General features: G+C 69.0%; 21 protein-coding genes. 11 read left to right on the top strand and 10 right to left on the bottom strand.

Features of this window, described 5'->3' with window-relative positions:
* The first annotated feature begins 66 nt into the window (after positions 1-66).
* The 9 genes from rpmH to OHU74_RS17960 all read left to right on the top strand — a co-directional run bounded on the left by rpmH (position 67) and on the right by OHU74_RS17960 (position 6550).
* A complete protein-coding gene (rpmH, locus tag OHU74_RS18000) occupies positions 67-204 on the top strand; it encodes a 50S ribosomal protein L34 (protein WP_100597229.1) in 138 nt (45 codons plus the stop codon).
* A 22-nt stretch (positions 205-226) separates the two neighbouring features.
* Positions 227-601 (top strand): ribonuclease P protein component, encoded by a 375-nt coding sequence (gene rnpA, locus OHU74_RS17995; RefSeq protein WP_371616844.1) that lies wholly within the window; start codon positions 227-229, stop codon positions 599-601.
* Complete coding sequence (yidD, locus tag OHU74_RS17990) at positions 598-879, top strand: membrane protein insertion efficiency factor YidD (protein WP_371616843.1); 282 nt, start codon at positions 598-600, stop codon at positions 877-879. The genes rnpA and yidD overlap by 4 nt, the downstream gene beginning before the upstream one ends.
* Before the next feature lie 3 nt (positions 880-882).
* Positions 883-1989: a membrane protein insertase YidC gene (gene yidC / locus OHU74_RS17985; RefSeq protein WP_371616842.1), complete on the top strand. Its 1107-nt coding sequence runs from the start codon at positions 883-885 to the stop codon at positions 1987-1989.
* Between the two features lie 15 nt (positions 1990-2004).
* On the top strand, positions 2005-2514 hold the full coding sequence (locus OHU74_RS17980; RefSeq protein WP_330297441.1) for a R3H domain-containing nucleic acid-binding protein: 510 nt from the start codon (positions 2005-2007) through the stop codon (positions 2512-2514).
* Between the two features lie 135 nt (positions 2515-2649).
* Positions 2650-3360: a 16S rRNA (guanine(527)-N(7))-methyltransferase RsmG gene (gene rsmG / locus OHU74_RS17975; RefSeq protein ID WP_371616841.1), complete on the top strand. Its 711-nt coding sequence runs from the start codon at positions 2650-2652 to the stop codon at positions 3358-3360.
* Between the two features lie 288 nt (positions 3361-3648).
* The gene (locus OHU74_RS17970; RefSeq protein WP_330297439.1) at positions 3649-4740 is read left to right on the top strand and encodes a ParA family protein; all 1092 of its coding nucleotides are present in this window, start codon (positions 3649-3651) and stop codon (positions 4738-4740) included.
* The gene (locus tag OHU74_RS17965) at positions 4737-5831 is read left to right on the top strand and encodes a ParB/RepB/Spo0J family partition protein (protein ID WP_371616840.1); all 1095 of its coding nucleotides are present in this window, start codon (positions 4737-4739) and stop codon (positions 5829-5831) included. Before OHU74_RS17970 ends, OHU74_RS17965 begins: the two co-directional genes overlap by 4 nt.
* 101 nt (positions 5832-5932) lie before the next feature.
* Positions 5933-6550 (top strand): GNAT family N-acetyltransferase, encoded by a 618-nt coding sequence (locus OHU74_RS17960; RefSeq protein ID WP_371616839.1) that lies wholly within the window; start codon positions 5933-5935, stop codon positions 6548-6550.
* A 74-nt stretch (positions 6551-6624) separates the two neighbouring features.
* Here OHU74_RS17960 and trxA read toward each other — a convergent pair whose 3' ends face one another.
* The 7 genes from trxA to OHU74_RS17925 all read right to left on the bottom strand — a co-directional run bounded on the left by trxA (position 6625) and on the right by OHU74_RS17925 (position 16125).
* Positions 6625-6966, bottom strand: coding sequence for a thioredoxin (gene trxA, locus OHU74_RS17955; protein ID WP_371616838.1), 342 nt, complete (start codon positions 6964-6966; stop codon positions 6625-6627).
* 54 nt (positions 6967-7020) lie between these two features.
* On the bottom strand, positions 7021-7980 hold the full coding sequence (gene trxB / locus OHU74_RS17950; RefSeq protein WP_371616837.1) for a thioredoxin-disulfide reductase: 960 nt from the start codon (positions 7978-7980) through the stop codon (positions 7021-7023).
* Between the two features lie 125 nt (positions 7981-8105).
* Complete coding sequence (locus tag OHU74_RS17945) at positions 8106-9056, bottom strand: hypothetical protein (RefSeq protein WP_371616836.1); 951 nt, start codon at positions 9054-9056, stop codon at positions 8106-8108.
* Positions 9053-9754 (bottom strand): RNA polymerase sigma factor SigM, encoded by a 702-nt coding sequence (gene sigM, locus OHU74_RS17940; protein WP_371616835.1) that lies wholly within the window; start codon positions 9752-9754, stop codon positions 9053-9055. Before sigM ends, OHU74_RS17945 begins: the two co-directional genes overlap by 4 nt.
* 25 nt (positions 9755-9779) lie before the next feature.
* Positions 9780-11504 carry a protein kinase family protein gene (locus OHU74_RS17935; protein WP_371616834.1) on the bottom strand — a complete coding sequence of 575 codons (1725 nt, stop codon included), beginning with the start codon at positions 11502-11504 and terminating at the stop codon, positions 9780-9782.
* 117 nt (positions 11505-11621) lie between these two features.
* A complete protein-coding gene (gene murJ / locus OHU74_RS17930) occupies positions 11622-13799 on the bottom strand; it encodes a murein biosynthesis integral membrane protein MurJ (protein WP_371616833.1) in 2178 nt (725 codons plus the stop codon).
* Positions 13800-13845: 46 nt separating this feature from the next.
* On the bottom strand, positions 13846-16125 hold the full coding sequence (locus tag OHU74_RS17925) for a DUF6049 family protein (RefSeq protein WP_371616832.1): 2280 nt from the start codon (positions 16123-16125) through the stop codon (positions 13846-13848).
* Between the two features lie 185 nt (positions 16126-16310).
* Here OHU74_RS17925 and OHU74_RS17920 point away from each other — a divergent pair, with 185 nt between their 5' ends.
* Positions 16311-17777, top strand: a complete 1467-nt coding sequence (locus OHU74_RS17920) for a CCA tRNA nucleotidyltransferase (RefSeq protein WP_371616831.1) — start codon at positions 16311-16313, stop codon at positions 17775-17777.
* A gap of 65 nt (positions 17778-17842) precedes the next feature.
* Here OHU74_RS17920 and OHU74_RS17915 read toward each other — a convergent pair whose 3' ends face one another.
* From OHU74_RS17915 to OHU74_RS17905, 3 genes are all read right to left on the bottom strand, one after another.
* A complete protein-coding gene (locus tag OHU74_RS17915) occupies positions 17843-19123 on the bottom strand; it encodes an MFS transporter (RefSeq protein ID WP_371616830.1) in 1281 nt (426 codons plus the stop codon).
* Between the two features lie 106 nt (positions 19124-19229).
* Positions 19230-20312, bottom strand: a complete 1083-nt coding sequence (locus OHU74_RS17910; protein WP_371616829.1) for an inositol-3-phosphate synthase — start codon at positions 20310-20312, stop codon at positions 19230-19232.
* Positions 20313-20361: 49 nt separating this feature from the next.
* Positions 20362-20964 (bottom strand): PadR family transcriptional regulator, encoded by a 603-nt coding sequence (locus OHU74_RS17905; RefSeq protein WP_327253820.1) that lies wholly within the window; start codon positions 20962-20964, stop codon positions 20362-20364.
* A 273-nt stretch (positions 20965-21237) separates the two neighbouring features.
* Between OHU74_RS17905 and OHU74_RS17900 the strand changes: the two genes are divergently transcribed.
* Positions 21238-23796 carry a transglycosylase domain-containing protein gene (locus tag OHU74_RS17900; protein WP_371616828.1) on the top strand — a complete coding sequence of 853 codons (2559 nt, stop codon included), beginning with the start codon at positions 21238-21240 and terminating at the stop codon, positions 23794-23796.
* Positions 23797-23805: the final 9 nt, after the last annotated feature.

The raw sequence follows: 23805 nt of genomic DNA, 5'->3' as shown, positions 1-23805 counted from the left end.
CTCGTGGGCGCACGGTGACAGCCAGGCGATGTCCCGCCTAAACGATTAATTCTCTGGAGCCCCCGAGTGAGCAAGCGCACCTTCCAGCCGAACAACCGCCGTCGTGCCAAGACCCACGGCTTCCGTCTCCGGATGCGTACCCGTGCCGGCCGCGCCATCCTCGCGAACCGTCGTGGCAAGGGCCGCGCCGAACTCTCCGCGTAACTGACGGGCGGATCGTGACGTCGTGCTGTCTCCCGAAAATCGGCTGAGGCGGCGCGAGGACTTCGCGAGCGCGGTACGTCGAGGTCGCCGGGCTGGTCGCCCGCTCCTCGTCGTCCACCTACGTACAAGCGGTGCAACGGACCCGCACGAGTCGGGGGAGATCGATCCCTCGACGCGTGCGGGTTTCGTCGTCAGCAAAGCTGTCGGCATCGCCGTCGTACGCAACCGGGTCAAGCGCCGTTTGCGCCATCTCGTCCGCGAGCGGCTGTCTCAGCTGCCCGCAGGTAGCCTGATGGTGGTACGGGCTCTGCCCGGAGCGGGTGATGCCGGTCTCGACGAGCTGGCCCGGGACCTTGATGCCGCGCTGTTGCGGCTCTTGGGAGGCGTGGCTCGATGAAGTACCCGCTGCTCGCATTGATCAAGCTGTACCAGTGGACCATCAGTCCGCTGCTCGGGCCGGTGTGCCGCTACTACCCCTCGTGTTCGCACTACGGGTACACGGCCATCGACCGGCATGGTGCGGTGAAGGGGACTGCCCTGACCGCCTGGCGGATCCTGCGGTGCAATCCGTGGTCCCCGGGTGGTGTGGATCACGTCCCACCCCGGAAACGCCCGCGTTGGCACGAGCAGCTGCGCAGTGCGTTGCGTAGATCTCGCCATGCTCAAGGAGCTTGATTAGTGGACACGATTGCCAGTTGGTTCACCTTCATTACCACGCCCGTCTCGTGGATCATCGTTCAGTTTCACAAGGTGTACGGCGCCATGTTCGGCGCGGACAGTGGATGGGCCTGGGGCCTGTCCATCGTCTCCCTGGTGATCTTGATTCGTATCTGTCTGATCCCGCTCTTCGTGAAGCAGATCAAGGCGACGCGGGGCATGCAGGCGATCCAGCCGAAGATGAAGGCGATCCAGGAGCGCTACAAGAACGACAAGCAGCGCCAGTCCGAAGAGATGATGAAGCTGTACAAGGAGACGGGTACCAACCCGCTCGCCTCGTGCCTTCCCATCCTGGCGCAGTCCCCGTTCTTCTTCGCGCTCTACCACGTGCTCGCCGGCATCGCGAACGGAACGCCGATCGGCCAGATCGACGGCCCGCTCCTGGCGAGTGCCCGTAACGCGCACATCTTCGGCGCTCCGCTGGCTTCCAAGTTCACGGACAGCGCGGACAAGGTCTCCGCTCTCGGCGCCTCGGTCACGGACGTGCGGATCGTCACCGCCATCATGATCGTCCTGATGTCGCTGTCGCAGTTCTACACGCAGCGCCAGCTGATGCAGAAGAACGTCGACCTCTCGGTCAAGACCCCCTTCATGCAGCAGCAGAAGATGCTGATGTACGTCTTCCCCCTGATCTTCGCGGTCATGGGTATCAACTTCCCCGTCGGTGTCCTCGTCTACTGGATGACCACGAACCTGTGGACCATGGGTCAGCAGATGTACGTGATCAACCAGAACCCGACCCCCGGATCCAAGGCCCAGGACCAGTACCTGACCCGCCTGCTGAAGCACGTCAGCACGCACGGCGAGCTCAAGGGCCGGGGCAAGAAGAAGATCGTCGCGGCGATCGTGGCCAAGGGCCCGGACCGCAACGACAACGAGCGCAAGTTCATCACGGCCCTGACCAAGCAGGGCATGGCCGCTCAGGACGACGGCTCCGTGATCAAGAGTGTCGAGGCCACCGCCGACGCCGACTCCGCCGGCAACCCGCTCCAGAAGCGGCAGCAGCCCAAGCGTCAGTCGAAGTCGCAGCGCCAGACGCCCCCCAGCAAGCCCTCTCCCAAGAAGTAAGAAGGAGTCCCTCCCGTGACGGAAGGCACCACCACCGCCGCCGCTGAGAGTGGCGACACCCTGACCCGCCTCGAGCAGGAGGGTGAGATCGCGGCCGACTATCTTGAGGGTCTGCTGGACATCGCCGACCTGGACGGCGACATCGACATGGACGTCGAGGCGGACCGCGCCTCGGTCTCCATCGTCAGCGAATCCGCACGCGACCTGCAGAAGCTCGTGGGCCGCGACGGTGAGGTGCTGGAGGCTCTGCAGGAGCTGACCCGTCTCGCGGTGCACCGCGAGACCGGGGACCGCAGCCGGCTGATGCTGGACATCGGCGGGTTCCGCGCGAAGAAGCGCGAGGAGCTGGCCGTGCTCGGCGCCAAGGCGGCCGAGGACGTCAAGGCTTCGGGCGAGCCCCTGAAGCTGGCTCCGATGACCCCCTTCGAGCGGAAGGTCGTCCACGACGCCGTGGCGGCCGCCGGTCTGCGGAGCGAGTCCGAGGGCGAGGAGCCGCAGCGCTTCGTCGTTGTGCTCCCGGCCTGATCGGAAGCTATGAGTGTTCGGCCCCGTCTGTCTCGCAGGCGGGGCCGAAGTTTGTCAGCCTGGCAGTGAAGCGGTTTTGACACCATGCAGTACGGAAGGACGGTCCCCGTGACGGAGGCAGCTGAGCTTCCCCCGATGCCTGAAGAAGCGCCCCCGGCACCCGAGGTGGCGCACAAGGTATTCGGTGAGTTTTTGCCGCAGGCCGTGCGCTATGCGGAGCTGCTCGCGGACCTGGGGGTCACACGGGGCCTGATCGGGCCGCGCGAGGTATCGCGACTGTGGGAGCGGCACCTGCTGAACTGCGCCGTGCTCTCCGAGGTGGTACCCGAGGGCGTCACCGTGTGCGACGTGGGCTCGGGCGCCGGCCTCCCCGGCATCCCGCTGGCCCTGGTCCGCCGCGATTTGAAGATCACGCTGCTGGAGCCGCTGCTGCGCCGTACCAACTTCCTCCAGGAAGCCGTGGAGCTGCTGGGCCTGGACCATGTGACGGTGGTGCGCGGGCGGGCCGAGGAAGTCCTCGGCAAGCTGCAGCCCGTGCACGTGGTGACGGCTCGGGCCGTGGCCCCGCTGGACCGGCTCGCCGGCTGGGGTGTTCCCTTGCTGCGTCCGTACGGCGAGATGCTGGCGCTCAAGGGCGACACCGCCGACGAGGAACTGGTGGCGGCGAAGGCCGCGCTGACGAAGCTCGGTGTGGTGAAGACCTCGGTGCTGCACGTCGGCGAGGGGATCGTGGACCCGATGTCGACCGTGGTGCGGGTCGAGGTCGGCGAGAGCCCCGGCGGGGTGAGGTTCGCGGCGAAGCGGGCCAAGGCCGCCAGGACCAGCCGTACGCGCCGCCGTCGCTGATCCTGCTGCTGCGCTCCTGCTCCCTCTCCCGTTCCGGGCGATTTTCCGGGCATCTTCAGGCGTGTTGCGCCCTATAGGTATGGATTTCGGAGTGTCGTAGCGGCCGGATGACTCCGTCCGGGCATCGTGTTTCACGTGAAACGTCGCTCTCTGCTGCACGGAATCATCAGCCGCGGTCGTGCGGCTACGTCCCCCCGTCACCGCAAGGACGAAGGGGAGACGGAGTTGTCCACAACGGTGGATTCATCCACAGGAGTACGGGCCCCGCTGGTTCGCGACCCCGGTGACATGGCAGGCTCTGTTCATCGCGAGCCTGATGCCGAGGAGAGTGACACCGTGCGGTCAGACGCCAACCTCGCGGGGCCGATGGCCGATCCGGTCCCCGGTCCCCGCTCTGAATCGCCGGGCGAAGATGTTTCACGTGAAACATCGGCCCCGCCGCTTGTAGACAACGAAGACACACCCATCGGCCGAGCCGCGCAGATCGCGGTCGAGGCCCTGGGCCGTGCGAGTGAGGGCCTGCCCCGCCCCGCACAGACCCGGATCATGGTCGTGGCCAACCAGAAGGGCGGCGTGGGCAAGACCACGTCGACCGTGAACCTGGCCGCTTCCCTGGCCCTGCACGGTGCGCGGGTCCTGGTCGTGGACCTCGACCCGCAGGGCAATGCCTCCACGGCGCTGGGCATCGACCACCACGCGGACGTGCCGTCCATCTACGACGTGCTCGTGGACAGCCGCCCGCTGATGGAGGTCGTCCAGCCGGTGGTCGATGTGGAGGGGCTGTTCTGTGCTCCTGCCACCATTGACCTGGCGGGTGCGGAGATCGAGCTGGTCTCCCTGGTGGCGCGCGAGAGCCGCCTCCAGCGGGCCATCCAGGCGTACGAGCAGCCGCTCGACTACATCCTGATCGACTGCCCGCCCTCGCTGGGCCTGCTGACGGTGAACGCCCTGGTCGCGGGGGCGGAGGTGCTGATCCCGATCCAGTGCGAGTACTACGCGCTGGAGGGACTGGGTCAGCTGCTGCGCAACGTCGACCTGGTGCGGGCCCACCTGAACCCCACACTGCACGTGTCCACGATCCTGCTGACGATGTACGACGGCAGGACCCGGCTGGCCTCGCAGGTGGCGGAGGAGGTGCGCACCCACTTCGGCAAGGAGGTGCTGCGCACGAGCATCCCGCGATCGGTCCGCATCTCGGAGGCCCCGAGCTACGGGCAGACGGTGCTGACCTACGACCCGGGTTCCAGCGGTTCCCTCTCCTACCTGGAGGCGGCGCGGGAGATCGCGCTGCGCGGGGCCGGAATCCAGTACGACGCCCAGCACCCCCATCTGGGTGCGGGCATGAACAACACGCAGAGCATGGCGGAGGGGATCCAGTGAGTGAGCGACGTAGGGGTCTGGGGCGGGGGCTCGGCGCGCTGATTCCCGCGGCTCCCCAGGAGAAGACGCCGCCGGTGATCGGTGCGGCGGGGTCGACGTCTCCGTCGGCGGTGCCGGTACTGACCGCGGAGCGTGGGATCGCGGCGGCGAGGCTGGCTTCGCTGGCGCAGGCGGATGTTTCACGTGAAACATCGGCGGCGATCGCGGCCGCCGAGCCCGAGCCGGCTGCGGCCCCGGAGGTCGAGGAGGTGGCGGGAGCGACGTTCGCGGAGCTTCCGATGGACTCGATCACGCCGAACCCGCGCCAGCCTCGCGAGGTGTTCGACGAGGACGCGCTGGCCGAGCTGGTGACCTCCATCCAGGAGGTGGGCCTGCTCCAGCCGGTGGTGGTGCGGCAGTCGGCCCCGGGCCGCTATGAACTGATCATGGGCGAGCGCCGTTGGCGGGCCTGCCGGGAGGCAGGGCTCCAGCGCATCCCGGCGATCATCCGCGCCACGGACGACGAGAAGCTGCTGCTGGACGCTCTGCTGGAGAACCTGCACCGGGCCCAGCTGAACCCGCTGGAGGAGGCGGCCGCGTACGACCAGCTCCTCCAGGACTTCAACTGCACGCACGATCAGCTGGCGGACCGGATCGGGCGTTCGCGTCCGCAGGTCTCCAACACGATTCGGCTGCTGAAGCTGCCGCCTTCCGTGCAGCGGCGGGTGGCGGCGGGAGTGCTCTCGGCCGGCCACGCGCGGTCACTGCTCTCGGTCGACGACTCCGAGACCCAGGACCGGCTGGCGCACCGGATCGTGGCCGAGGGGCTGTCGGTGCGTGCGGTCGAGGAGATCGTGGCGCTGATGGGCTCGGAATCCTCCAGCGCCGTGAAGCCGAAGGGCCCGCGGGCGGGCGCCCGGGTCTCTCCGGCGCTCAACGAGCTGGCGACGCGGCTGTCGGACCGGTTCGAGACGCGGGTGAAGGTGGATCTGGGCCAGAAGAAGGGCAAGATCACCGTCGAGTTCGCCTCGATGGAGGATCTGGAACGGATCCTGGGGACGCTGGCGCCGGGCGAGGGCCGGGTCTTGGATCAGGGAACTTCCGCGGAGTAGCCCACCGTCCGGGGGCGGTTCGTGCCGGCGTGAGCCGGCGCGGGCCGCCCCTTTGCCTTGCTGCGGTTTCGGGTGATTCGAGCTGTGGATACGATGCGGTCATGGGTCGTCGGCTGGTACCGCTCACGCTGGACAACCTTCAGGATCTGCCGAGGCGTTGCCGGTCCTGTGTCTTCTGGGAGCTGGATCCGGTCAGCGGCGAGGCCGCCGTGAAGGCGGGCACCCCTGCCCAGGAGAAAGAGGCGTGGATCTCCGCCGTCCTACTGGAGTGGGGCTCCTGTGGCCGGGTGGTCTATGTGGACGAGGTCCCCGTGGGGTTCATGCTCTACGCGCCGCCGGCGTACGTGGCCCGTGCGACCGCCTTCCCGACCAGCCCGGTGTCGCCGGACGCCGTACAGCTGATCACGGCATGGATCATGCCGGGGTATCAGGGGCAGGGCCTGGGGCGGGTGATGGTGCAGACGATGGCGAAGGACCTGCTGCGCAGGGGGTTCCGGGCGATCGAGGCGTTCGGGGACGCGCGCTGGGAGGGCCCGGCCTGTCTGCTGCCGGCGGACCATCTGCTGGCCGTGGGCTTCAAGACCGTACGGCCGCATCCGGTCCATCCCCGGCTGAGGCTGGAACTGCGCTCCACGCTGTCGTGGAAGGAAGACGTGGAAATGGCCCTGGACCGCCTGCTGGGTGCGGCCCGGAAGGAACCGGCGCTGCGTCCGCTGTGAGAAGGCGTCACCGATACGCCAAACGGGGCCGCTCCCGAGAGGAGCGGCCCCGTTTCACGTGAAACGTTGGTCCGTCAGACGGTCTTGGCCGTGATGAACGGGTCCAGGTCGCGCAGGATGGCGGCCTTCGGCTTGGCACCGACGATGGTCTTGACGACCTCGCCGCCCTGGTAGACGTTCAGGGTCGGGATGGACATGACGCCGTACTTGGCGGCCGTGCCCGGGTTCTCGTCGATGTTCAGCTTGACGATCTCGATCTCGTCGCCGTACTCGGCGGCGATGGCCTCGAGGGAGGGCGCGATCTGGCGGCACGGACCGCACCAGGCGGCCCAGAAGTCCACCAGGACGGGCTTCTCGCTGCTGAGGACCTCGGTGTCGAAGTCTGCGTCGGTCACGTTCTTGAGGGTGCCGGCCACAACGGCCTCCTTCTTTTCCTGCGGGGAAATGGGGTGTGGTGCTGCTTGCGGGGGTCAGACCGCCGCGGTCGCCTTCTCGACGTCCGCGAGGGCGGCGAGGAAGCGCTCGGCGTCGAGGGCAGCGGAGCAACCGGTGCCCGCGGCCGTGATGGCCTGACGGTAGGTGTGGTCGACGACGTCGCCGGCACCGAACACACCGGTGAGGCTGGTGCGGGTGGAGGGGGCGTCGACCTTGAGGTAGCCCTCCGCGTCGAGGTCCAGCTGGTCCTTGAACAGCTCGGTGCGCGGGTCGTGGCCGACGGCGATGAAGAGGCCGGTCACGGGCAGCTCGGAGGTCTCGCCGGTCTTGGTGTTGCGCAGGGTCAGCCCGGAGAGCTTCTGCTCGCCGTGGATCTCGGCGACCTCGCTGTCCCAGGCGAAGCTGATCTTCGGGTCGGCGAAGGCGCGGTCCTGCATGGCCTTGGAGGCGCGCAGGGAGTCACGGCGGTGGACGATCGTGACGGACTTGGCGAACCGGGAGAGGAAGGTGGCTTCCTCGATCGCGGTGTCGCCGCCGCCGACCACGGCGATGTCGTGGTCCTTGAAGAAGAAGCCGTCGCAGGTGGCGCACCAGGAGACACCGCGGCCGGACAGGGCGTCCTCGTTGGGCAGGCCCAGCTTGCGGTGCTGGGAGCCGGTGGTCACGATCACGGCCTTGGCGCGGTGCACGGTGCCGGCGGTGTCGGTGACGGTCTTGATCTCACCGGTGAGGTCCACGGCCACGATGTCGTCAGGAACCAGCTCGGCACCGAAGCGCTCGGCCTGACCGCGCATGTTGTCCATGAGGTCCGGCCCCATGATCCCGTCCTGGAAGCCGGGGAAGTTCTCGACCTCCGTGGTGTTCATCAGGGCGCCACCGGCGGTGACGGCACCTTCGAAGACCAGGGGCTTGAGCGAAGCGCGTGCGGTGTACAGGGCGGCCGTGTAACCGGCCGGCCCGGAACCGATGATGATCACGTTTCGTACGTCGCTCACGGGTTACTTCCTCGTCTCTGCGGACTGCCTGCTGCCTACCGGGGGGCCGGTGTGAACTCTCACCCCACCCAACGGATCCTACGGCGCCCGCATTCCCGAGCCGTCCACCCGGGCTTCGGAGCGGCTCAGCTCCGGGGGTAGGTGCTCTTCAGCAGGGGTTCTCCGGCAGGGGCCGAGGGGGCGGCGAGGCAGGCGGCGCTGACGAGGTAGGCGTCCACGGAAGCGGAGTCGCCGGGGTGCGGAAGGACGAGGAGGAAGACATCAGTGCCCTCGTAGCTGCCGCGCTCGGAGGCCAGGGGCTCCTCGGAACGGCCGGTGGCCTTCTGGACGCAGGCCGGGACCGGGGGTGCCGCGCGGTCGGCGGGGGCCAGTCCCGGAGCAGCCGGAGAGTTGTTCTCCACCCCGTAGGTGTTGTTCTGGTCCCCCGGCACCTTCTTCACCTGGTCCGCGGAGGCGAGGAGTCCCTGCACGTTGTCCTGGAGGCCCTGGGCCGTGTACGCGTGCCCGCCGGGCTGGGCCTGGGAGCTGGCGGAGTTCGTGCGGGCGGACATGTCCCCGCTCTGGGGGCCGGAGAGGAAGTTGGTCAGGAGAACACCGACGGCACAGGCGGTGAGCAGGCCGCCGACGACGGCGATCCGGCGGCGGGCGCGACGCCTACCGGGTCCCGTTGGGCCGGCCGGGTGACCGGAGGGCCGCAGAGGGCTGGATTCCGTGAGCGGGGCGGTCGATGTTTCACGTGAAACATCGGGGGCCGCTCCCCCGCCGGCCGGACCGGTCCGGCCGACGGGCGCGGCTTCGGTGCGCGGGGTGGTGGAGTCGAGGAGGGCTTCGGCGGCGAGGGCCGCGTCGATCCGGCCGGAGATGTCGGAGGGCATCCGGGAAGGGCCGGGGAGCGTGCCGAGCAGCGCCCGGATCTCGTCGAGGGAGGCTCGGACGTCTGCGCACAGGGCGCAGTCGCCCAGATGGCTGCGGACTTCGGCGGTGCGGGACGGGGAGAGGAGGCCTTCCGTCAGCTCGGAGATCTCCGAGACATCGGGGTGCCGGATCGTGCCGGTCGTACCGGTTGTGGGGTTCACGCTCGTCCACCTCCGCCCTTCACTGCGTTGGGATCCGGGGTTGTTTCCCCGCGGTCTGCCGTCGGTGGGACGGTTGTCCCCGGTGTCCGGTTCCTTCCCCGCTCGGTGTCGGTGTTATCCCCGGTATGCGTGCGCAGATGAGTGAGGAGCGGGACGAGTTTTGCCCGGCCACGGGCACAGCGGCTCTTCACGGTGCCGACGGGGACGTCGAGGATGCGGGCGGCTTCCGCGACGGGGTAGCCCTGCATGTCGACGAGGACGAGCGCCGCCCGCTGTTCGGCCGGGAGGGTGCTCAGGGCGGCCAGGAGCTGGCGGTGGAGGTCCTGGCGCTCCGCGGGGGCCTCGGCGGACTCGTGGGGCTCCAGAAGGCGCTCCAGCCGTTCCGTGTCCTCGAGGGGTGCGGTCCGGCGGGAGGCGGCCTTGCGGGCCCGGTCCAGGCAGGCGTTCACGGTGATGCGGTGCAGCCAGGTGGTGACGGCTGATTCACCGCGGAAGGTGTGCGCGGCCCGGTAGGCCGAGACGAGTGCGTCCTGCACGGCGTCGGCGGCTTCCTCGCGGTCGCCGAGGGTGCGCAGGGCCACGGCCCACAGCCGGTCCCGGTGGCGGCGCACGAGCTCACCGAAGGCGTCCGGATCTCCGGCGGCGTGCAGCGACAGGAGTTCCTGGTCGCTGCGGCCTCCGGGTGTGGCTTCGTCCAACGGTGAGCCCCTCCCCTGCCGTCCGTCAGCCCGTGAACTTCACATCCGTGATGGCCTGCTTGAAACCCGCCTGGCTGTACGCGTCGGCGGGCGCCTTGGGCATCGCGGTGATCCAGATGAGCACGTAGCGGGCCTTGACCGGTGTGTCGGTGGCCAGCTTGAGGGTGCTGTCCGAGGTGCTGCCGGTGGCGATCTTCGGCATGGAGCGGACCTGGCCCGACGGGGACAGGGCGCCGGCGTCGTAGAGCGTGGCGGTGGTGTGGTTGCCGGCGAACTTCAGCGCTATCGAGGCACCGTTGACCTCGTGCTCGGACCCGAGGTCGTAGACGACACCGACACCGGCCTTGTACTCCTCGCTCATCTCGGGACCCTCGACGTAGGACTTGGTGCGCCAGAAGGTCGTGGCGTCCCCGTCGAAGGTGTTCGTGACGCTGTCGGGGTCCTGGTCCTTGCCGTCCGGGGAGAACTCACGGGCGCCCGTGACGGCGAGGAGAACCGGCTCCTTCTTCTCCGGGGCGTCGTCGCCCTTCGGGTGCTGGTTCTGGTTGCTGCCGTTGTTGCCCTGATTGCCGCGGCCCAGCAGGTTGTCGGCGAGCTGCCAGCTGCCCAGACCGAGGGCCGCGATCAGGAGGGCGGCGACGCCCCACTTCAGGACCCGGCCGGTGCGGCTCTGCAGCGGCGGCGGGGGGACGACGCCGAGCGTCTGCGGGGCGGGCATGCCGGAAGGCGTGGGCCTGCCGTAGCTGCCCTGCTGGTAGGTGGTGTGCTGGTACTCCGGAGGCGCGGTGAAGGTGGGCTCCGGCGGCCGGATGCGGGGCATCGCGGCCACGGCCTTCGACAGCTCTTCCGGGGTGGTGCAGGCGGGTTCCTGACGGGAGGCGGTGGCTCCGTCGTTGGCGAGGGCGCGCATGGCCAGTTCACCCAGGCCCCGGTGCACGCCCGCGCGGACCTGGTCGGGAGCGATCAGCCCGACGCCCTTGGGCAGGCCGGTGAGGCCGTAGGCGTCGTTCTCGTACGGCCAGCGCTGGGTGAGGGCGGCGTACAGGAGAGCGCCGATGGCCTCGGTGTCCGCACGCTGCGGGGTGTCGCTGGTGATACCGCGCAGCGCGGCGTTCACGGCGAGGCCCCGGATGCGGTACTGGCCCGTGGAAGTGCGCAGTATCGCGCTGGGGGTCAGCCGCAGGTGCGCCAGGCCCTCGCGGTGCGCGGCGGTCATGGCCTGGGAGATCTGGCTGACGAGCTGGTAGGCCTCGTGCGGCTCCAGGGGGCCGGCGGCGAGAACCGCGGTGAGCTCGGTGGCGTCGGGCAGCCACTCGTGGACGACGTAGACGAGGTCGTTCTCCTCCACGGCGTCGAGGACCTGGACGAACCGGGGGTCGCCGAGCAGGGCGGAGGAACGGGCCGCGGCCAGTACGGCACGGGCCCGCGCGTGGTCAGCGGGCAGCAGGTGGACGCCCACGGCGCGGCGGAGCTTCTCGTCCATCGCACGCCAGCTGCTGAATCCGTCCAGACGGGTGACGCACTCCTCGAGGCGGTAGCGCCTGGCGAGCTTGTGGCCGCTGTGGAGTTCGGGCGAGGCCGCAGGTGCCGCGTTTCTGCGCTCGCCGTCCTTTTCGGGCATGGGTCCGTCCGCGGCCTGTCCGTTCTGGGTGTCCACCCCGTCGGCCGTGACCTGAGCCGCCTCAGCGGCCGGCGGCTCGTTGCCGCCGTTGTCGGCCACGTCGACGGCAGCCGTGCTACGTTCCGCCACCGTCGTCCCTGCCTCCCCATCCGTTACGCGCTGTCGGCCAGTCTGCGAAGCCATGCCAATTGTGCCCACAGTCCGGCCCTCTGCACGACACGCTAAAGAAGGGGATGGATGTGCGCATCAGCGCCCCAGGCGTCCGCGGACCATCCCGACCATGGCGTTGAGTTCTTCGATGCGCATCCGCTTGGCGGCGACGAGGAACACCGCCGCCAGGGCGATACCGCCGGCCACCAGCGCGGCGAGCGATCCGAGGGCACCGCTGCCCATGAAGTGCAGGACCGCGAAGGCGACGACACCGGCCACCACCGCGGCGGGAAGGCAGGCCCCGATGAGCCGGGTGTAGGTGCGCATCACGTGCGCTCCGTCGAGGTCGCCGCCGAGGCGGGTGCGCAGCCGGCGCCAGGCGACACCTACGCCGACGGCGTAGCCCAGGCCGTAGGCGGCGGCCATGCCGACGACGGCCCAGCGGGCCGGGAGCACGAGGAAGGCGATCGCGGAGAAGCCGGCGTTGACGGCAGCCACGATGACCGTGTTGTAGAAGGGGGTCCGGGTGTCCTCGTAGGCGTAGAAGCCGCGCAGGACGACGTACTGGACCGAGTACGGGATCAGTCCGAGGCCGAATGCCATCAGGATGAAGCCGATGTTCTGCGCGCTCTGTGCGCCGGAGCCGGCGTAGAGCAGTCCGGCCATCGGGACGCCCAGGGCGAGGAACGCGAAGGCGCAGGGCACGATCGCAACCGCAGAGGTGCGCAGACCGTAGGAGATGTCGTCGCGGACGGCGGCCGCGTCGCCGTCGTGGGCGGAGCGGGAGATGCGCGGCAGGACGGCGGTCATGACGGAGACGGTGATGATGGCCTGCGGCATCTGCCAGAGCAGCAGGGCGTAGTTGTAGCCGGTGATGCCGGTACCGCCGTGGCCCTGCTTGTCGGCGACCTCGCCCGCCCAGGTGGCGAGCTGGGTGACGACGATCAGGCCGAGCTGGTTGGCGAGGACGAAGAAGAACGTCCACTTGGCCAGGCCGGCGGCCTTGCCGAGGCCGTGGCCCTTCCAGTCGAAGCGCAGGCGCGGCTTGAAGCCGGCGTCGCGCAGGTAGGGAACCATCGACAGGGACTGGACGACCAGGCCGAGCAGGGTGCCCAGGCCCAGCAGGCGGACGCCTTCGGGGGTGATGCCGGCCTCGGTGACCCCGGTGGTGGTGAAGCCGCCGAAGGCCCAGATGAAGGCCCCGAAGGTGGCGATGACGACGATGTTGTTGAGGACGGGGGTCCACATCATCGCGCCGAACCGGCCGCGGGCGTTGAGGATCTGACCGAGGACCACGTGCACGCCCATGAAGAACATGGTGGGCAGGCAGTAGTGGGCGAAGGCGACGGCCACGTCCAGCCGCTGCGGATCGTCGGCGATCTTCTGCGACATCATGCCGATGAACAGCGGGGCCGCGAGCACGCAGATGGTGGTGACGGCGCCGAGCAGGACCATGACCAGGGTGAGCAGCCGGTTGGCGTAGGCCTCTCCCCCGTCCTCGTCGTTCTTCATCGCGCGCACCAGCTGCGGGATGAAGACCGCGTTGAGGGCGCCGCCGCCGACCAGGACGTAGATCATCGTCGGCAGGGTGTTGGCGACCTGGTAGCTGTCGTTGAGTGTGGCGACACCGATGGCACCGGCGATCACCAGGGTCCGCATGAAGCCGGTGATGCGGGAGACGATCGTGCCGGCGGCCATCAGGGCGCTGGACTTGAGCAGGCTGGAGGCGCGGCCGGAGGGCTTGCTCGGCGCCGGGGCGGCCACGGGGGCGTCCTCGGCGGGGGTGCGGGGAGCCGCGTCCTGGTCCCGGTAGAGGTGCGCGAAGGCGTCCGGCCGGGGCTCCTGGTCGGCGGCCTTGGTGACCAGCGAGTCCACGCCCACGAACTGGGTGGTGGTGGCGTGGTCGCCGTAGGGCAGGTGCCGGGAGGGGCCGTCCGGCTCGGGCGGCGGGGTCTGGGCCCAGACCCTCGGGTCCGGGGAGTACGCGGGGGCCGGCGGGGCGGCGTAGAGCGGGCCGGGCTCCTGGTAGGTACCGGGTGGCGGCGGGGGGTGCGAGGCCCGGTCGTAGAGGACCTCCGCGACCGGGTCCTGGGCGGACAGGTCCTGCGACCGGTAGGGGTCGTAGGCGTAGGCGTCCTGGACATAAGGGTCGTGGTCCGGTGCGGGCGCGGGCGCGGGAACCTGCCCCGGCACCGGGGTGCCGGGGTCAGTGCCCTGGGAGGGCGCGGGCCCGCCGGCGCCCTGCGCGCGGTCACCTTCGTACGGCGCGTTCATCGAAACCCCACCTCATCGTCCCCAGGCCGACCGGCCACGGCATCGCTCAACGGTCCACTGTCTCACCCGTGCCGGACGCGTCCGTGCTTTGCGGTCCGGTGTCCGGGGACTCGTCACTCTGCTGCGTGTTCTCCTCTTCGGCTTCCGCGGCGGCACGTGCCGCGACGCGCTTGCGGCTGGCGTACATCTTGATGCCGGCCAGGACGAGGAGGAGAACGCCGCCCGCGATGACGAGCATGACGGTGGGGGTGACCTCGGTGGCCTCGACGGTGAACTTGCGTTCCTTGCCGTAGGGGACGCCATCGGTCGTGTAGAGCTGCGCGGTCACCTCGACCGGGCCGCTTGCAGTGGCATTCGCGGGGAACTTTACGGTCTGGCTGTGCCCACCTTGGACAGCGACCTCCTGCTGGGCCTCACCGCTGTCCCCGAACATCAGCCGGGTCGGGTTGGCGGACTTCAGACGCAGGACCAGATTGTGGGTGTCCTGGACGAGGCTGTTCTGGATGCTGACCGGGATGGTGGCGCTGTGTCCGGAGAGGGTGGCATCGGACTTGGAGATGACCTTGACCTTCTCGGTGAGGCCGATCAGGTACTGCTGCACCTGGTCCCGGTAGTCCCGGGCCTCGTCGGGGCGGCCGCGCCAGGAGGTGGACATCTCCCGGTTGGTGGCGTTGCCGAAGGGGATCTCGACGCGGTCGGGCGCGGTCAGGATGACCTTGAAGTGGTCCAGCGTGCTCTGGGTGGTACGGATCTGCTCGAAGGCGGAGACCGGCAGTTCCTGCTTGCTCAGCGCCTCCGGGTACTGGCCGGCCCCCGGGACCTGGGTGGCGGCCCGCGGGTCGGGCGTGGCGGCGGCCGCGGCCTCCAGGTCGGCGGGCTGGGTCCAGCGCCCGGACTGCAGCTCCCGGACGGCGGTGGCCATCGTCTGGGCCTGGCTGGAACTCGGAGTCCGCTGCGGGGTCACGACGAAGCTGCGCTGGTTGTCGGGAGCCTGCAGGTTCAGGGCGAGGGCGTGGGCGAGGAACTCCTGCACCGCGAGGGTGGAGTCCCCGGCGCCGAGCATGCTGCCCTGGAAGGCGGTGGAGAGTTCGGCGTCGGCGACGATCGCGGTCGTGCCCGCACCGATGGGCCGCGCGGCCGAGGGGGTGTAGCCGAGGGAGCCGGTCTCCTGGAGGCTGTCGCTGCGGGTGAGGACGTTGTGGGCGCCCGCCGAAGTGGCCACGTTGACGATCGACGGGTCGATCGCTCCGTCCACGGGCCAGGAGAAGTCGGTGCTCGCGGGGACGTGCAGGACCGTCTCGACGGCCTGCTTCGCCTTGTCGGTGGCGGGCCGCAGCTGGCCCAGCGTCCCGGAGACGTCCTTGCCGTGGTGGGCGAGCGAGGCGATGTCGGGGTCCGCGAAGGGCAGTGCGACGACCTTCTTGCCCTGGACGGCGCTCTCCAGCGAGCTCAGCCACTGCTCGGCGATCGCCTTGTTCTTGCCCTGGACGGTCCGGCCGTCGGGGGTGCGGATCCGGTAGCCCTTGGTCATCGCGTCGACCGTGTAGAGCAGGTCGGGGTCGATGAGCCAGGCGATGGGCAGGTCCTTGCCGAGCGAGACCATCTGCTCCAGGCGGCCGCCGGGCCGCAGCTCGTCGGCGAGGCTCTCGTCGAGGAAGACGGGGGTCTGCAACTCGTCCGAGCCGGTCTCCGCGGTCAGGTGCGTGGTGGAGATCAGCGGCCACACGTACGTGAGCTGCGAGCGCTTGGCCGCGGCCTCCGGCTGCCAGGGCAGGAAGGTCCGCTTGATGCCGAGGATCTGCTCGGAGGTACGGCTCTCGGTCTCCCCGGACAGGGAGACGCCGAGCTGGTAGACGCCGTCCTTGTCCAGCTCCAGCTTGTTCACGGGGACCTTGAGCGTGAAGGGCTGGGCGACCTTCGGGAGCAGCGTGTCGATCTTCACCGCGAATTCGGCGCTGATCTCGGCGGGGTCGGTGCCCGCCCGGTAGGCACCGCGGTCCGCGGTCTCGTCGATGGAGCTGCGGTCCCCCAGCACCGGCCCGACCCGCAGACCCACGTGCGCGGCGGTGATCTTCTCGCGGCCGTTGTTGACCACGGTGCCGGAGATGGTGAGGGTGTCGCCCTTGACCGGGGCGCTGGGCGTCAGGCCGTCGAGCTGGACGTCGACGGTGGCGGCCGCGGCCTCGGCGGCCTCGGCCTTGGGGGCGGGAGAGTAGATCAGGGCGGCGAGCACCGGAGTGCCGGCGAGCAGGACGACTGCGCGCCGCAGCCAGCGTCGCCGGGCAGGAGCGGGGACCGCCCCCTGAATGTCTGCCGCCTCGGCCACGCGCTCGCCCGTCCCTCGAAGTGTCAGTGGTCGTCGTTTGTGCGTCCACGCATGGTAACGAGGCCCGCTGTGCGCGAGTGCCGCGCCTTGCTCCACATGATCGGGCCCGGCCCGGAGCGCTTGTGGGCCGGGGTGGCCACAAACAGGGAAGCTCCTGGCGGGCCGGGCACGTACCCTTTTCTGTTGTGCCGAACGCCAACGAAGAGAACTCCAGTGTCCTGAGTCAGGGACAGGTCCGCGCGGTGAGTGAACTGCTCCGGATCGCCCCTGTCGCCGACGAGCTCGGCCGCCGTTTCCAGGAGGCGGGATTCCGCCTCGCCCTGGTCGGCGGGTCCGTCCGCGACGCGCTGCTCGGGCGCCTCGGCAACGACCTCGACTTCACCACCGATGCCCGTCCCGAGGACGTCCTCAAGATCATCAGGCCGTGGGCCGACTCGGTGTGGGACGTCGGCATCGCCTTCGGCACGGTCGGTGCGCAGAAGCTGGCCCGTGTCGAGGGCGCCGAACGGAACTTCGAGATCGAGGTGACCACGTACCGCTCGGAGTCCTACGACAGGACCTCGCGCAAGCCGGAGGTCTCCTACGGAGACTCGATCGAGGAAGACCTCGTCCGTCGTGACTTCACGGTGAACGCGATGGCCGTCGCGCTTCCCGAGCAGGAGTTCGTGGACCCGTACGGCGGTCTGGAGGACCTCCGGGCGGGCGTCCTGCGGACCCCCGGCACCCCGGAGGACTCCTTCTCCGACGATCCGCTGCGGATGCTGCGGGCGGCGCGGTTCGCCGCGCAGCTCGACTTCGAGGTCGCCCCCGAGGTGGTGGCGGCCATGACGGAGATGTCCGGCCGGATCGAGATCGTCTCGGCGGAGCGGGTGCAGGCGGAGCTGAACAAACTGCTGCTGTCCGCGCACCCGCGCAAGGGCCTGGGCCTCCTCGTGGACACCGGGCTGGCCGACCACGTGATGCCGGAGCTTCCGGCGCTGCGCCTGGAGAGCGATGAGCACCACCGCCACAAGGACGTCTACGACCACTCGCTGATCGTCCTGGAACAGGCGATCGCCCTGGAGGAGGACGGCCCGGACCTGGTACTGCGGCTCGCGGCCCTGCTGCACGACATCGGCAAGCCCCGCACCCGCCGGTTCGAGAGCGATGGCCGGGTCTCCTTCCACCACCACGAGATGGTGGGCGCGAAGATGACCAAGAAGCGCATGACCGCGCTGAAGTACTCCAACGACATGATCAAGGACGTGTCGCGGCTGGTGGAGCTGCACCTGCGCTTCCACGGCTACGGGGACGGGGAGTGGACCGACTCCGCGGTGCGGCGCTACGTCCGCGACGCCGGCCCGCTGCTGGAGCGCCTGCACAAGCTGACCCGTTCCGACTGCACCACGCGCAACAAGCGCAAGGCGAATGCGCTCTCCCGCACCTATGACGGGCTGGAGGAGCGCATCGCCCAGCTGCAGGAGCAGGAGGAGCTTGACGCGATCCGGCCCGACCTGGACGGCAACGAGATCATGCAGGTCCTGGACGTCAGTCCCGGTCCGGTGATCGGCAAGGCCTACGCGTTCCTGCTGGAGCTGCGGCTGGAGAACGGTCCGATGGGGCGTGATGCGGCGATCGCGGCCCTCAAGGAGTGGTGGGCGGCGCAGGACTGAGCCGGATCGGCCCGGCCGCCGCCCGTCGATGTTTCACGTGAAACATCGACCGGCGGCGACGGGGTTCAGGGCGATGTTTCACGTGAAACATCGCCCTGTCGCATGAGGAACGCGGCGGTCAGGGCATAGAGCGTGGCCACGCCGAGGATCAGTGGGACGGACTGCCCGTCGAGCGGGAGCACGAGCGCGGCCACCGCGGCGGCGCCGACGAAGGCGGCGTTGAAGAGCACGTCGTAGACGGAGAAGACGCGGCCGCGGAAGGAGTCGTCCACCCGGGACTGCACGACGGTATCGGTGGAGATCTTGGCGCCCTGGGTGGCGAGGCCGAGCACGAAGGCGGCGGCCAGCATCGGGCCGGGGGCGAAGAACAGTCCGAGTGCGGGGACCAGCACGGCGGATCCGGCGGCGCAGGCGGTCATCCATCCCCGGGTGCCCAGCCGGTCCACGAGCCAGGGGGTGACCACGGCGGCCGCGAAGAATCCGGCCCCCGAGACACCGACCGTGACCCCGAGCAGGGCCAGTCCGTCGGACTCGTTGTCCGACCAGGCGTAGCGGCACAGCATGAGCAGCGTGACGAACAGGGCCCCGTAGCAGAACCGCATCAGGGTCATGGCGGTCAGCGCCCGGGCCGCCTCGCGCCGGGAGGCCAGGTGGCGCAGGCCGTCGGCCATGCCCCGTACGGCGAGGGCGACGCCCTCCCGCACCGTCGGGTTGATCCTGCCGGGAGGGTGATCGGGCCCCAGGCGGCCCACGGCGAGGCTCAGGGAGACCAGGGCGGCGCACAGGTAGAGCACGGCTGCCAGGAGCACGACGAGGGCGTCGGAGTCGGATGCCAGTACGCGGACGAGGAAGGCCAGTCCCCCGCCGGCCACGGCCGCGAGGGTTCCGGCGGTGGGTGAGAGCGCGTTCGCGGTGACCAGTTCGCCGGGCCCGACCACGCGTGGCAGGGAGGCGGCCAGCCCGGCCAGGACGAAGCGGTTGACGGCGGTCACGGACAGGGCCGAGGCGTAGAAGAGCCAGTCGGGGACGTGCGCGACGATCAGCATGCCGGTGACACAGGCGAGGAAGGCCCGCAGCAGGTTGCCGTAGAGGAAGACCTGGCGGCGCGGCCAGCGGTCGAGCAGCACGCCGGCGAAGGGCCCGACCACCGAATAGGGCAGCAGGAGCACCGCCATGGCCGAGGCGATGGCCGCGGGCGAGGCCTGCTTCTCCGGGGAGAAGACGACGTAAGTGGCCAGTGCGACTTGGTACACGCCGTCCGCGGCCTGGCAGAGCAGCCGCACGGCGAGCAGGTTGCGGAAGTCCCGCAGACGCAGGAGTACGCGCAGATCACGTACGACAGCCATGTGGGCAAGGGTCACATACGCGGAGGGTCCCCGGGCACATTGCCCGGGGACCCTCCGCGGAAGAACAGCCGAAGTCCAGGTGTCGTTGCCGACCCTTGGGATCCGACTAGCGGTCGACCTCGCCCTTGATGAACTTCTCGACGTTGGCCTGGGCCTCGTCGTCGAAGTACTGGACCGGCGGGGACTTCATGAAGTAGCTCGACGCCGAGAGGATCGGGCCGCCGATACCGCGGTCCTTGGCGATCTTCGCGGCGCGCAGGGCGTCGATGATGACACCGGCGGAGTTCGGGGAGTCCCACACCTCGAGCTTGTACTCGAGGTTCAGGGGGACGTCGCCGAACGCGCGGCCCTCGAGGCGGACGTAGGCCCACTTGCGGTCGTCGAGCCACTGGACGTAGTCCGACGGGCCGATGTGGACGTTCTTGTCACCGAGCTCGCGGTCGGGGATCTGCGAGGTGACGGCCTGCGTCTTGGAGATCTTCTTCGACTCGAGGCGGTCGCGCTCGAGCATGTTCTTGAAGTCCATGTTGCCGCCGACGTTGAGCTGCATGGTGCGCTCAAGACGGACGCCGCGGTCCTCGAACAGTCGCGCCATCACGCGGTGCGTGATGGTGGCGCCGACCTGGGACTTGATGTCGTCGCCGACGATCGGGACACCGGCCTCGGTGAACTTGTCCGCCCACTCCTTGGTGCCGGCGATGAAGACCGGGAGGGCGTTGACGAAGGCGACCTTGGCGTCGATGGCGCACTGGGCGTAGAACTTCGCCGCGTCCTCGGAACCGACGGGGAGGTAGCAGATCAGGACGTCGACCTGACGGTCCTTGAGGACCTGGACGACGTCGACCGGGGTCTCGGCCGACTCCTCGATGGTCATGCGGTAGTACTTGCCCAGGCCGTCCAGGGTGTGGCCGCGCTGAACGGTCACGCCCGCACTCGGGACGTCACAGATCTTGATGGTGTTGTTCTCGCTGGCGCCGATGGCGTCCGAAAGGTCGAGGCCGACCTTCTTCGCGTCGACGTCGAACGCGGCGACGAACTCGATGTCGCTGACGTGGTAGTCGCCGAACTGGACGTGCATCAGACCGGGGACCTTGGCCGCCGGGTCGGCGTCCTTGTAGTACTCGACGCCCTGCACCAGCGAGGCGGCGCAGTTGCCTACGCCGACGATGGCTACGCGAACCGAACCCATTCCGGTTGCTCCCTGTTTGTTCTCGGACGAGGCCTGCGAGATGCAGGCCTCATTTAGCAGTTTCGTCGGACGGACCGGGTCGTCTCTGATCCCGTCCCGCCCGCTCACTCTCGATGAGCTCGTTCAGCCAGCGCACTTCGCGCTCCACGGACTCCATGCCGTGGCGTTGCAGCTCGAGCGTGTAATCGTCGAGCCGCTCGCGAGTGCGGGCGAGCGAGGCGCTCATCTTCTCCAGGCGCTCTTCAAGTCGGCTGCGACGGCCTTCCAGGACCCGCATGCGCACTTCTCGTTCGGTCTGGCCGAAGAAAGCGAAGCGTGCGGCGAAAGACTCGTCCTCCCAGGCATCGGGGCCCGTGTGGGAGAGGAGCTCCTCGAAGTGCTCCTTGCCTGCCGCCGTCAACCGGTAGACGATCTTGGCGCGGCGCCCTGCGAGTGAAGCGGCGAGAGCGTCTTCCGGGGCATTGCCCGGTTCTTCGATCAACCAGCCGTTGGTGACGAGCGTCTTGAGGCAGGGATAGAGCGTTCCGTAACTGAACGCCCTGAACACCCCCAGTGAGGTGTTGAGCCGCTTGCGCAGCTCATAGCCGTGCATGGGGGATTCGCGAAGCAGGCCGAGTACGGCGAACTCGAGGATGCCTGAGCGCCTGCTCATCCGCCTGCCTTCCTCCGCCTCGGAGTGTTTATGCCGAGCTGATGTATCGGCTCGATACATCCAGACGATAGAACGGGCTGCTCCCGGCTACAAGTCACGACACGGTGACCGGCGTCACATCCTCAATTCACACAGGGCAAGTTGCCTGTTTTGGGATGAACTTCGGCACTGAGGGGCTTTTGGGCGTGCGTAGTCTGTGCGCCATGACACCGGGGGGACCGGAACTCACCTGCCGCTTCCAGGCCACTCGCCTGCCCGAGGAGTAGTCGTTCGATGAGCGAGCACCGCCGCAAACCGCAACAGCCCCAGGGTGGCGGCCGCGCCGCGGCCCGCAAGGCTGCCCAGCAGCGCCCCGGACGGGGCGCCGGGTCCGGACACGACGTCCCCACCTCGTCACCGAGCGGGCCGTATCCGGAGGAGCCGGGCCGTGGAGGCAGAGCCGGCAACCGGAGATCCTCCGGGCGGGAACCGGCGGGACGGGCCAGGGGCGCCGCAAGGGCTGGACGCGGCACGGGCCGCCCGGACAAGCGGTTCATCAACTACCCGCGCTCGGACAAGGCGGGCTGGAAGCGTTTCATCCCGTCGTGGAAGCTCGTCGGAGGCACGGCCTTCGGCTTCTTCGCGATCATCATCGCGGGCGCCGGAATCGGCATCGCCTCGGTGAACACCCCCGACCCGAACAAGACGGCAGAGGCCCAGAACAACGTCTTCTACTGGGCCGACGGCACCCAGATGGTCGCGACCGGTGGATCCGTGAACCGCCAGATCGTGCCCATCGGGAGCATCCCCCGGTCGATGCAGAACGCCGTGATCGCGGCGGAGAACGAGTCCTTCGAGTCGGACAAGGGCGTGGACCCGATGGGTATCGCCCGCGCCGTGTGGAACATGGCCAAGGGCGGGTCCACCCAGGGCGGCTCGACGATCACCCAGCAGTACGTGAAGAACACGTACCTGGACTCCGACCAGACGCTCAAGCGCAAGGTCACCGAGCTCTTCATCTCGATAAAGCTGGGTGTGAGCGAGGAGAAGAACACGATCCTCGCGGGCTACCTGAACACGGCCTACTACGGACGCGACGCCTACGGGATCCAGGCCGCCGCCCGCGCCTACTTCGGCAAGGACTGCGACAAGCTGACCCCGTCCGAGAGCGCCTTCCTCGCCTCCGTGCTCAAGGGCCCGAACCTCTACAACCCGGACGGCGGCATCGGCACCGCGGCCACCCCCCAGGCCAACACCGAACGCGCCAAGCAGCGCTGGGCCTGGGTGCTGGACCGCGAGGTCACGGTGGGGCGCATGCAGCAGTCCGAGCGGGACCAGTTCAAGGAGTTCCCCCAGCTCGTCGAATCCGCTCAGGCCAAGGGCATGGCGGGACAGATCGGCTATCTGGTCGAGACGGCCAAGGCCTACATGATGAAGAGCAAGGGCATCACGGTCGACGAGCTGGCCAAGGGCGGCTACCAGATCTACACCACCTTCCAGAAGCCGAAGGTGGACGCACTGGTCAAGGCCGTCGAGGAGACCCGCGACGGGCTGATCGACGAGAAGAAGCGGCCCGACACCGACACCTTCGTCCAGTTCGGCGCTTCTTCGGTGGACGTGAAGACCGGAGCCATCGTCGCCCTGTACGGCGGTCCGGGCATGGACAAGAAGTACTTCAACAACAACGCCAACACCTCCGGTGTCCAGGTCGGCTCGACCTGGAAGCCGTTCGTGCTGGCGGCGGCCATGGAGTACGGCACGCAGAATTCGAACGGCGCGGGGATCTCGGCCGACAGCAAGTACATGGCCAACGACCTCACGGTGATCAACAACCGTGACGGCAAGCCCCTGCGCGACGGTTCGGGCAAGCCGTTCAAGCAGAAGAACGAGAGCCCGACCGCCTACGGGTACGTGACCCTGAACGAGGCGATGGAGAAGTCCATCAACGTCCCGTTCGCCCAGCTCGTCTTCGACGTGGGCCACACCAAGGTCCGGGACGTCGCCAAGGCCTCGGGCATCCTCCCGGAGACGATGGACCCGAACGACAATGCCTCCTTCGCGCTCGGCACCTCGACGCCCAGCGCCATCCGGATGGCCGACTCGTACGCCACCTTCGCCGGCTCCGGCACCCACCACGAGCCCTTCTCCGTGACCAAGGTGAGGAAGAACGGCGAGGACCTGGCCGGCTTCGAGGCTCCCAAGGCGCAGCAGGCCATGGACAACTCGATCGCGGACAACATCACCAAGGTCCTGCGCAACGTCGTCGAGAACGGCACCGGCACCAAGGCGAAGAAGCTGGGCCGGCCCGCCGCCGGCAAGACCGGTACCACCGATGACAACATGTCGGCCTGGTTCGTCGGCTACACGCCCCAGCTGTCCACCTCCGTGACCCTGTTCCGCTCGGACCCCAACGCGCCGAAGAAGGAACTGATCTCGATGAAGGGCGTGGGCAACATCCCGTCCCTCCACGGTGGTGACATCCCCGCCGAGATCTGGGTCAAGTACATGAAGGAAGCGCTGAACGGCGTTCCGGAGACGGACTTCCCGGAGCCGGACAAGCTCGGCGTCGTCGCGGACGCCTCCGGCGCTCCCTCGCCCTCGCCCTCGATCGCCCCGTCCATGTCCCCCTCTCCGTCCCCGACCCCCTCGATGGAGCCGTCGCCGTCCCCGACCCCCTCCAAGGGCGGGAAGCCCTCCTGCAAGCCGTGGGAGATCTGCGACCCGGGGGCGAGCCCCACCACATCCGTCTCGCCCTCGCCCTCGCCCAGTAAGACGGGCGGCGGCAGACCGGGCGGCACGACGAACGGCGGCAGTACCGGAGGCTTCCCGATAGGGGGAGCCACGGGCGGCTGATCCCGCCGC

The sequence above is a fragment of the Streptomyces sp. NBC_00454 genome (assembly GCF_041434015.1).
Classification (GTDB): domain Bacteria; phylum Actinomycetota; class Actinomycetes; order Streptomycetales; family Streptomycetaceae; genus Streptomyces.
Note: the sequence above shows the minus strand (reverse complement) of the source record. Positions and strands in the feature narration are given on the sequence as shown.

Excerpts from the sequence above, each read along its gene's own strand:
- yidD (WP_371616843.1), top strand. The coding sequence starts at position 598 with ATGAAGTACCCGCTGCTCGCATTGATCAAGCTGTACCAGTGGACCATC.
- rsmG (WP_371616841.1), top strand. The coding sequence starts at position 2,650 with ATGCCTGAAGAAGCGCCCCCGGCACCCGAGGTGGCGCACAAGGTATTC.
- OHU74_RS17970 (WP_330297439.1), top strand. The coding sequence starts at position 3,649 with ATGGCAGGCTCTGTTCATCGCGAGCCTGATGCCGAGGAGAGTGACACC.
- OHU74_RS17960 (WP_371616839.1), top strand. The coding sequence starts at position 5,933 with ATGGGTCGTCGGCTGGTACCGCTCACGCTGGACAACCTTCAGGATCTG.
- murJ (WP_371616833.1), bottom strand. The coding sequence starts at position 13,799 with ATGAACGCGCCGTACGAAGGTGACCGCGCGCAGGGCGCCGGCGGGCCC.
- OHU74_RS17915 (WP_371616830.1), bottom strand. The coding sequence starts at position 19,123 with ATGGCTGTCGTACGTGATCTGCGCGTACTCCTGCGTCTGCGGGACTTC.
- OHU74_RS17910 (WP_371616829.1), bottom strand. The coding sequence starts at position 20,312 with ATGGGTTCGGTTCGCGTAGCCATCGTCGGCGTAGGCAACTGCGCCGCC.
- OHU74_RS17905 (WP_327253820.1), bottom strand. The coding sequence starts at position 20,964 with ATGAGCAGGCGCTCAGGCATCCTCGAGTTCGCCGTACTCGGCCTGCTT.
- OHU74_RS17900 (WP_371616828.1), top strand. The coding sequence starts at position 21,238 with ATGAGCGAGCACCGCCGCAAACCGCAACAGCCCCAGGGTGGCGGCCGC.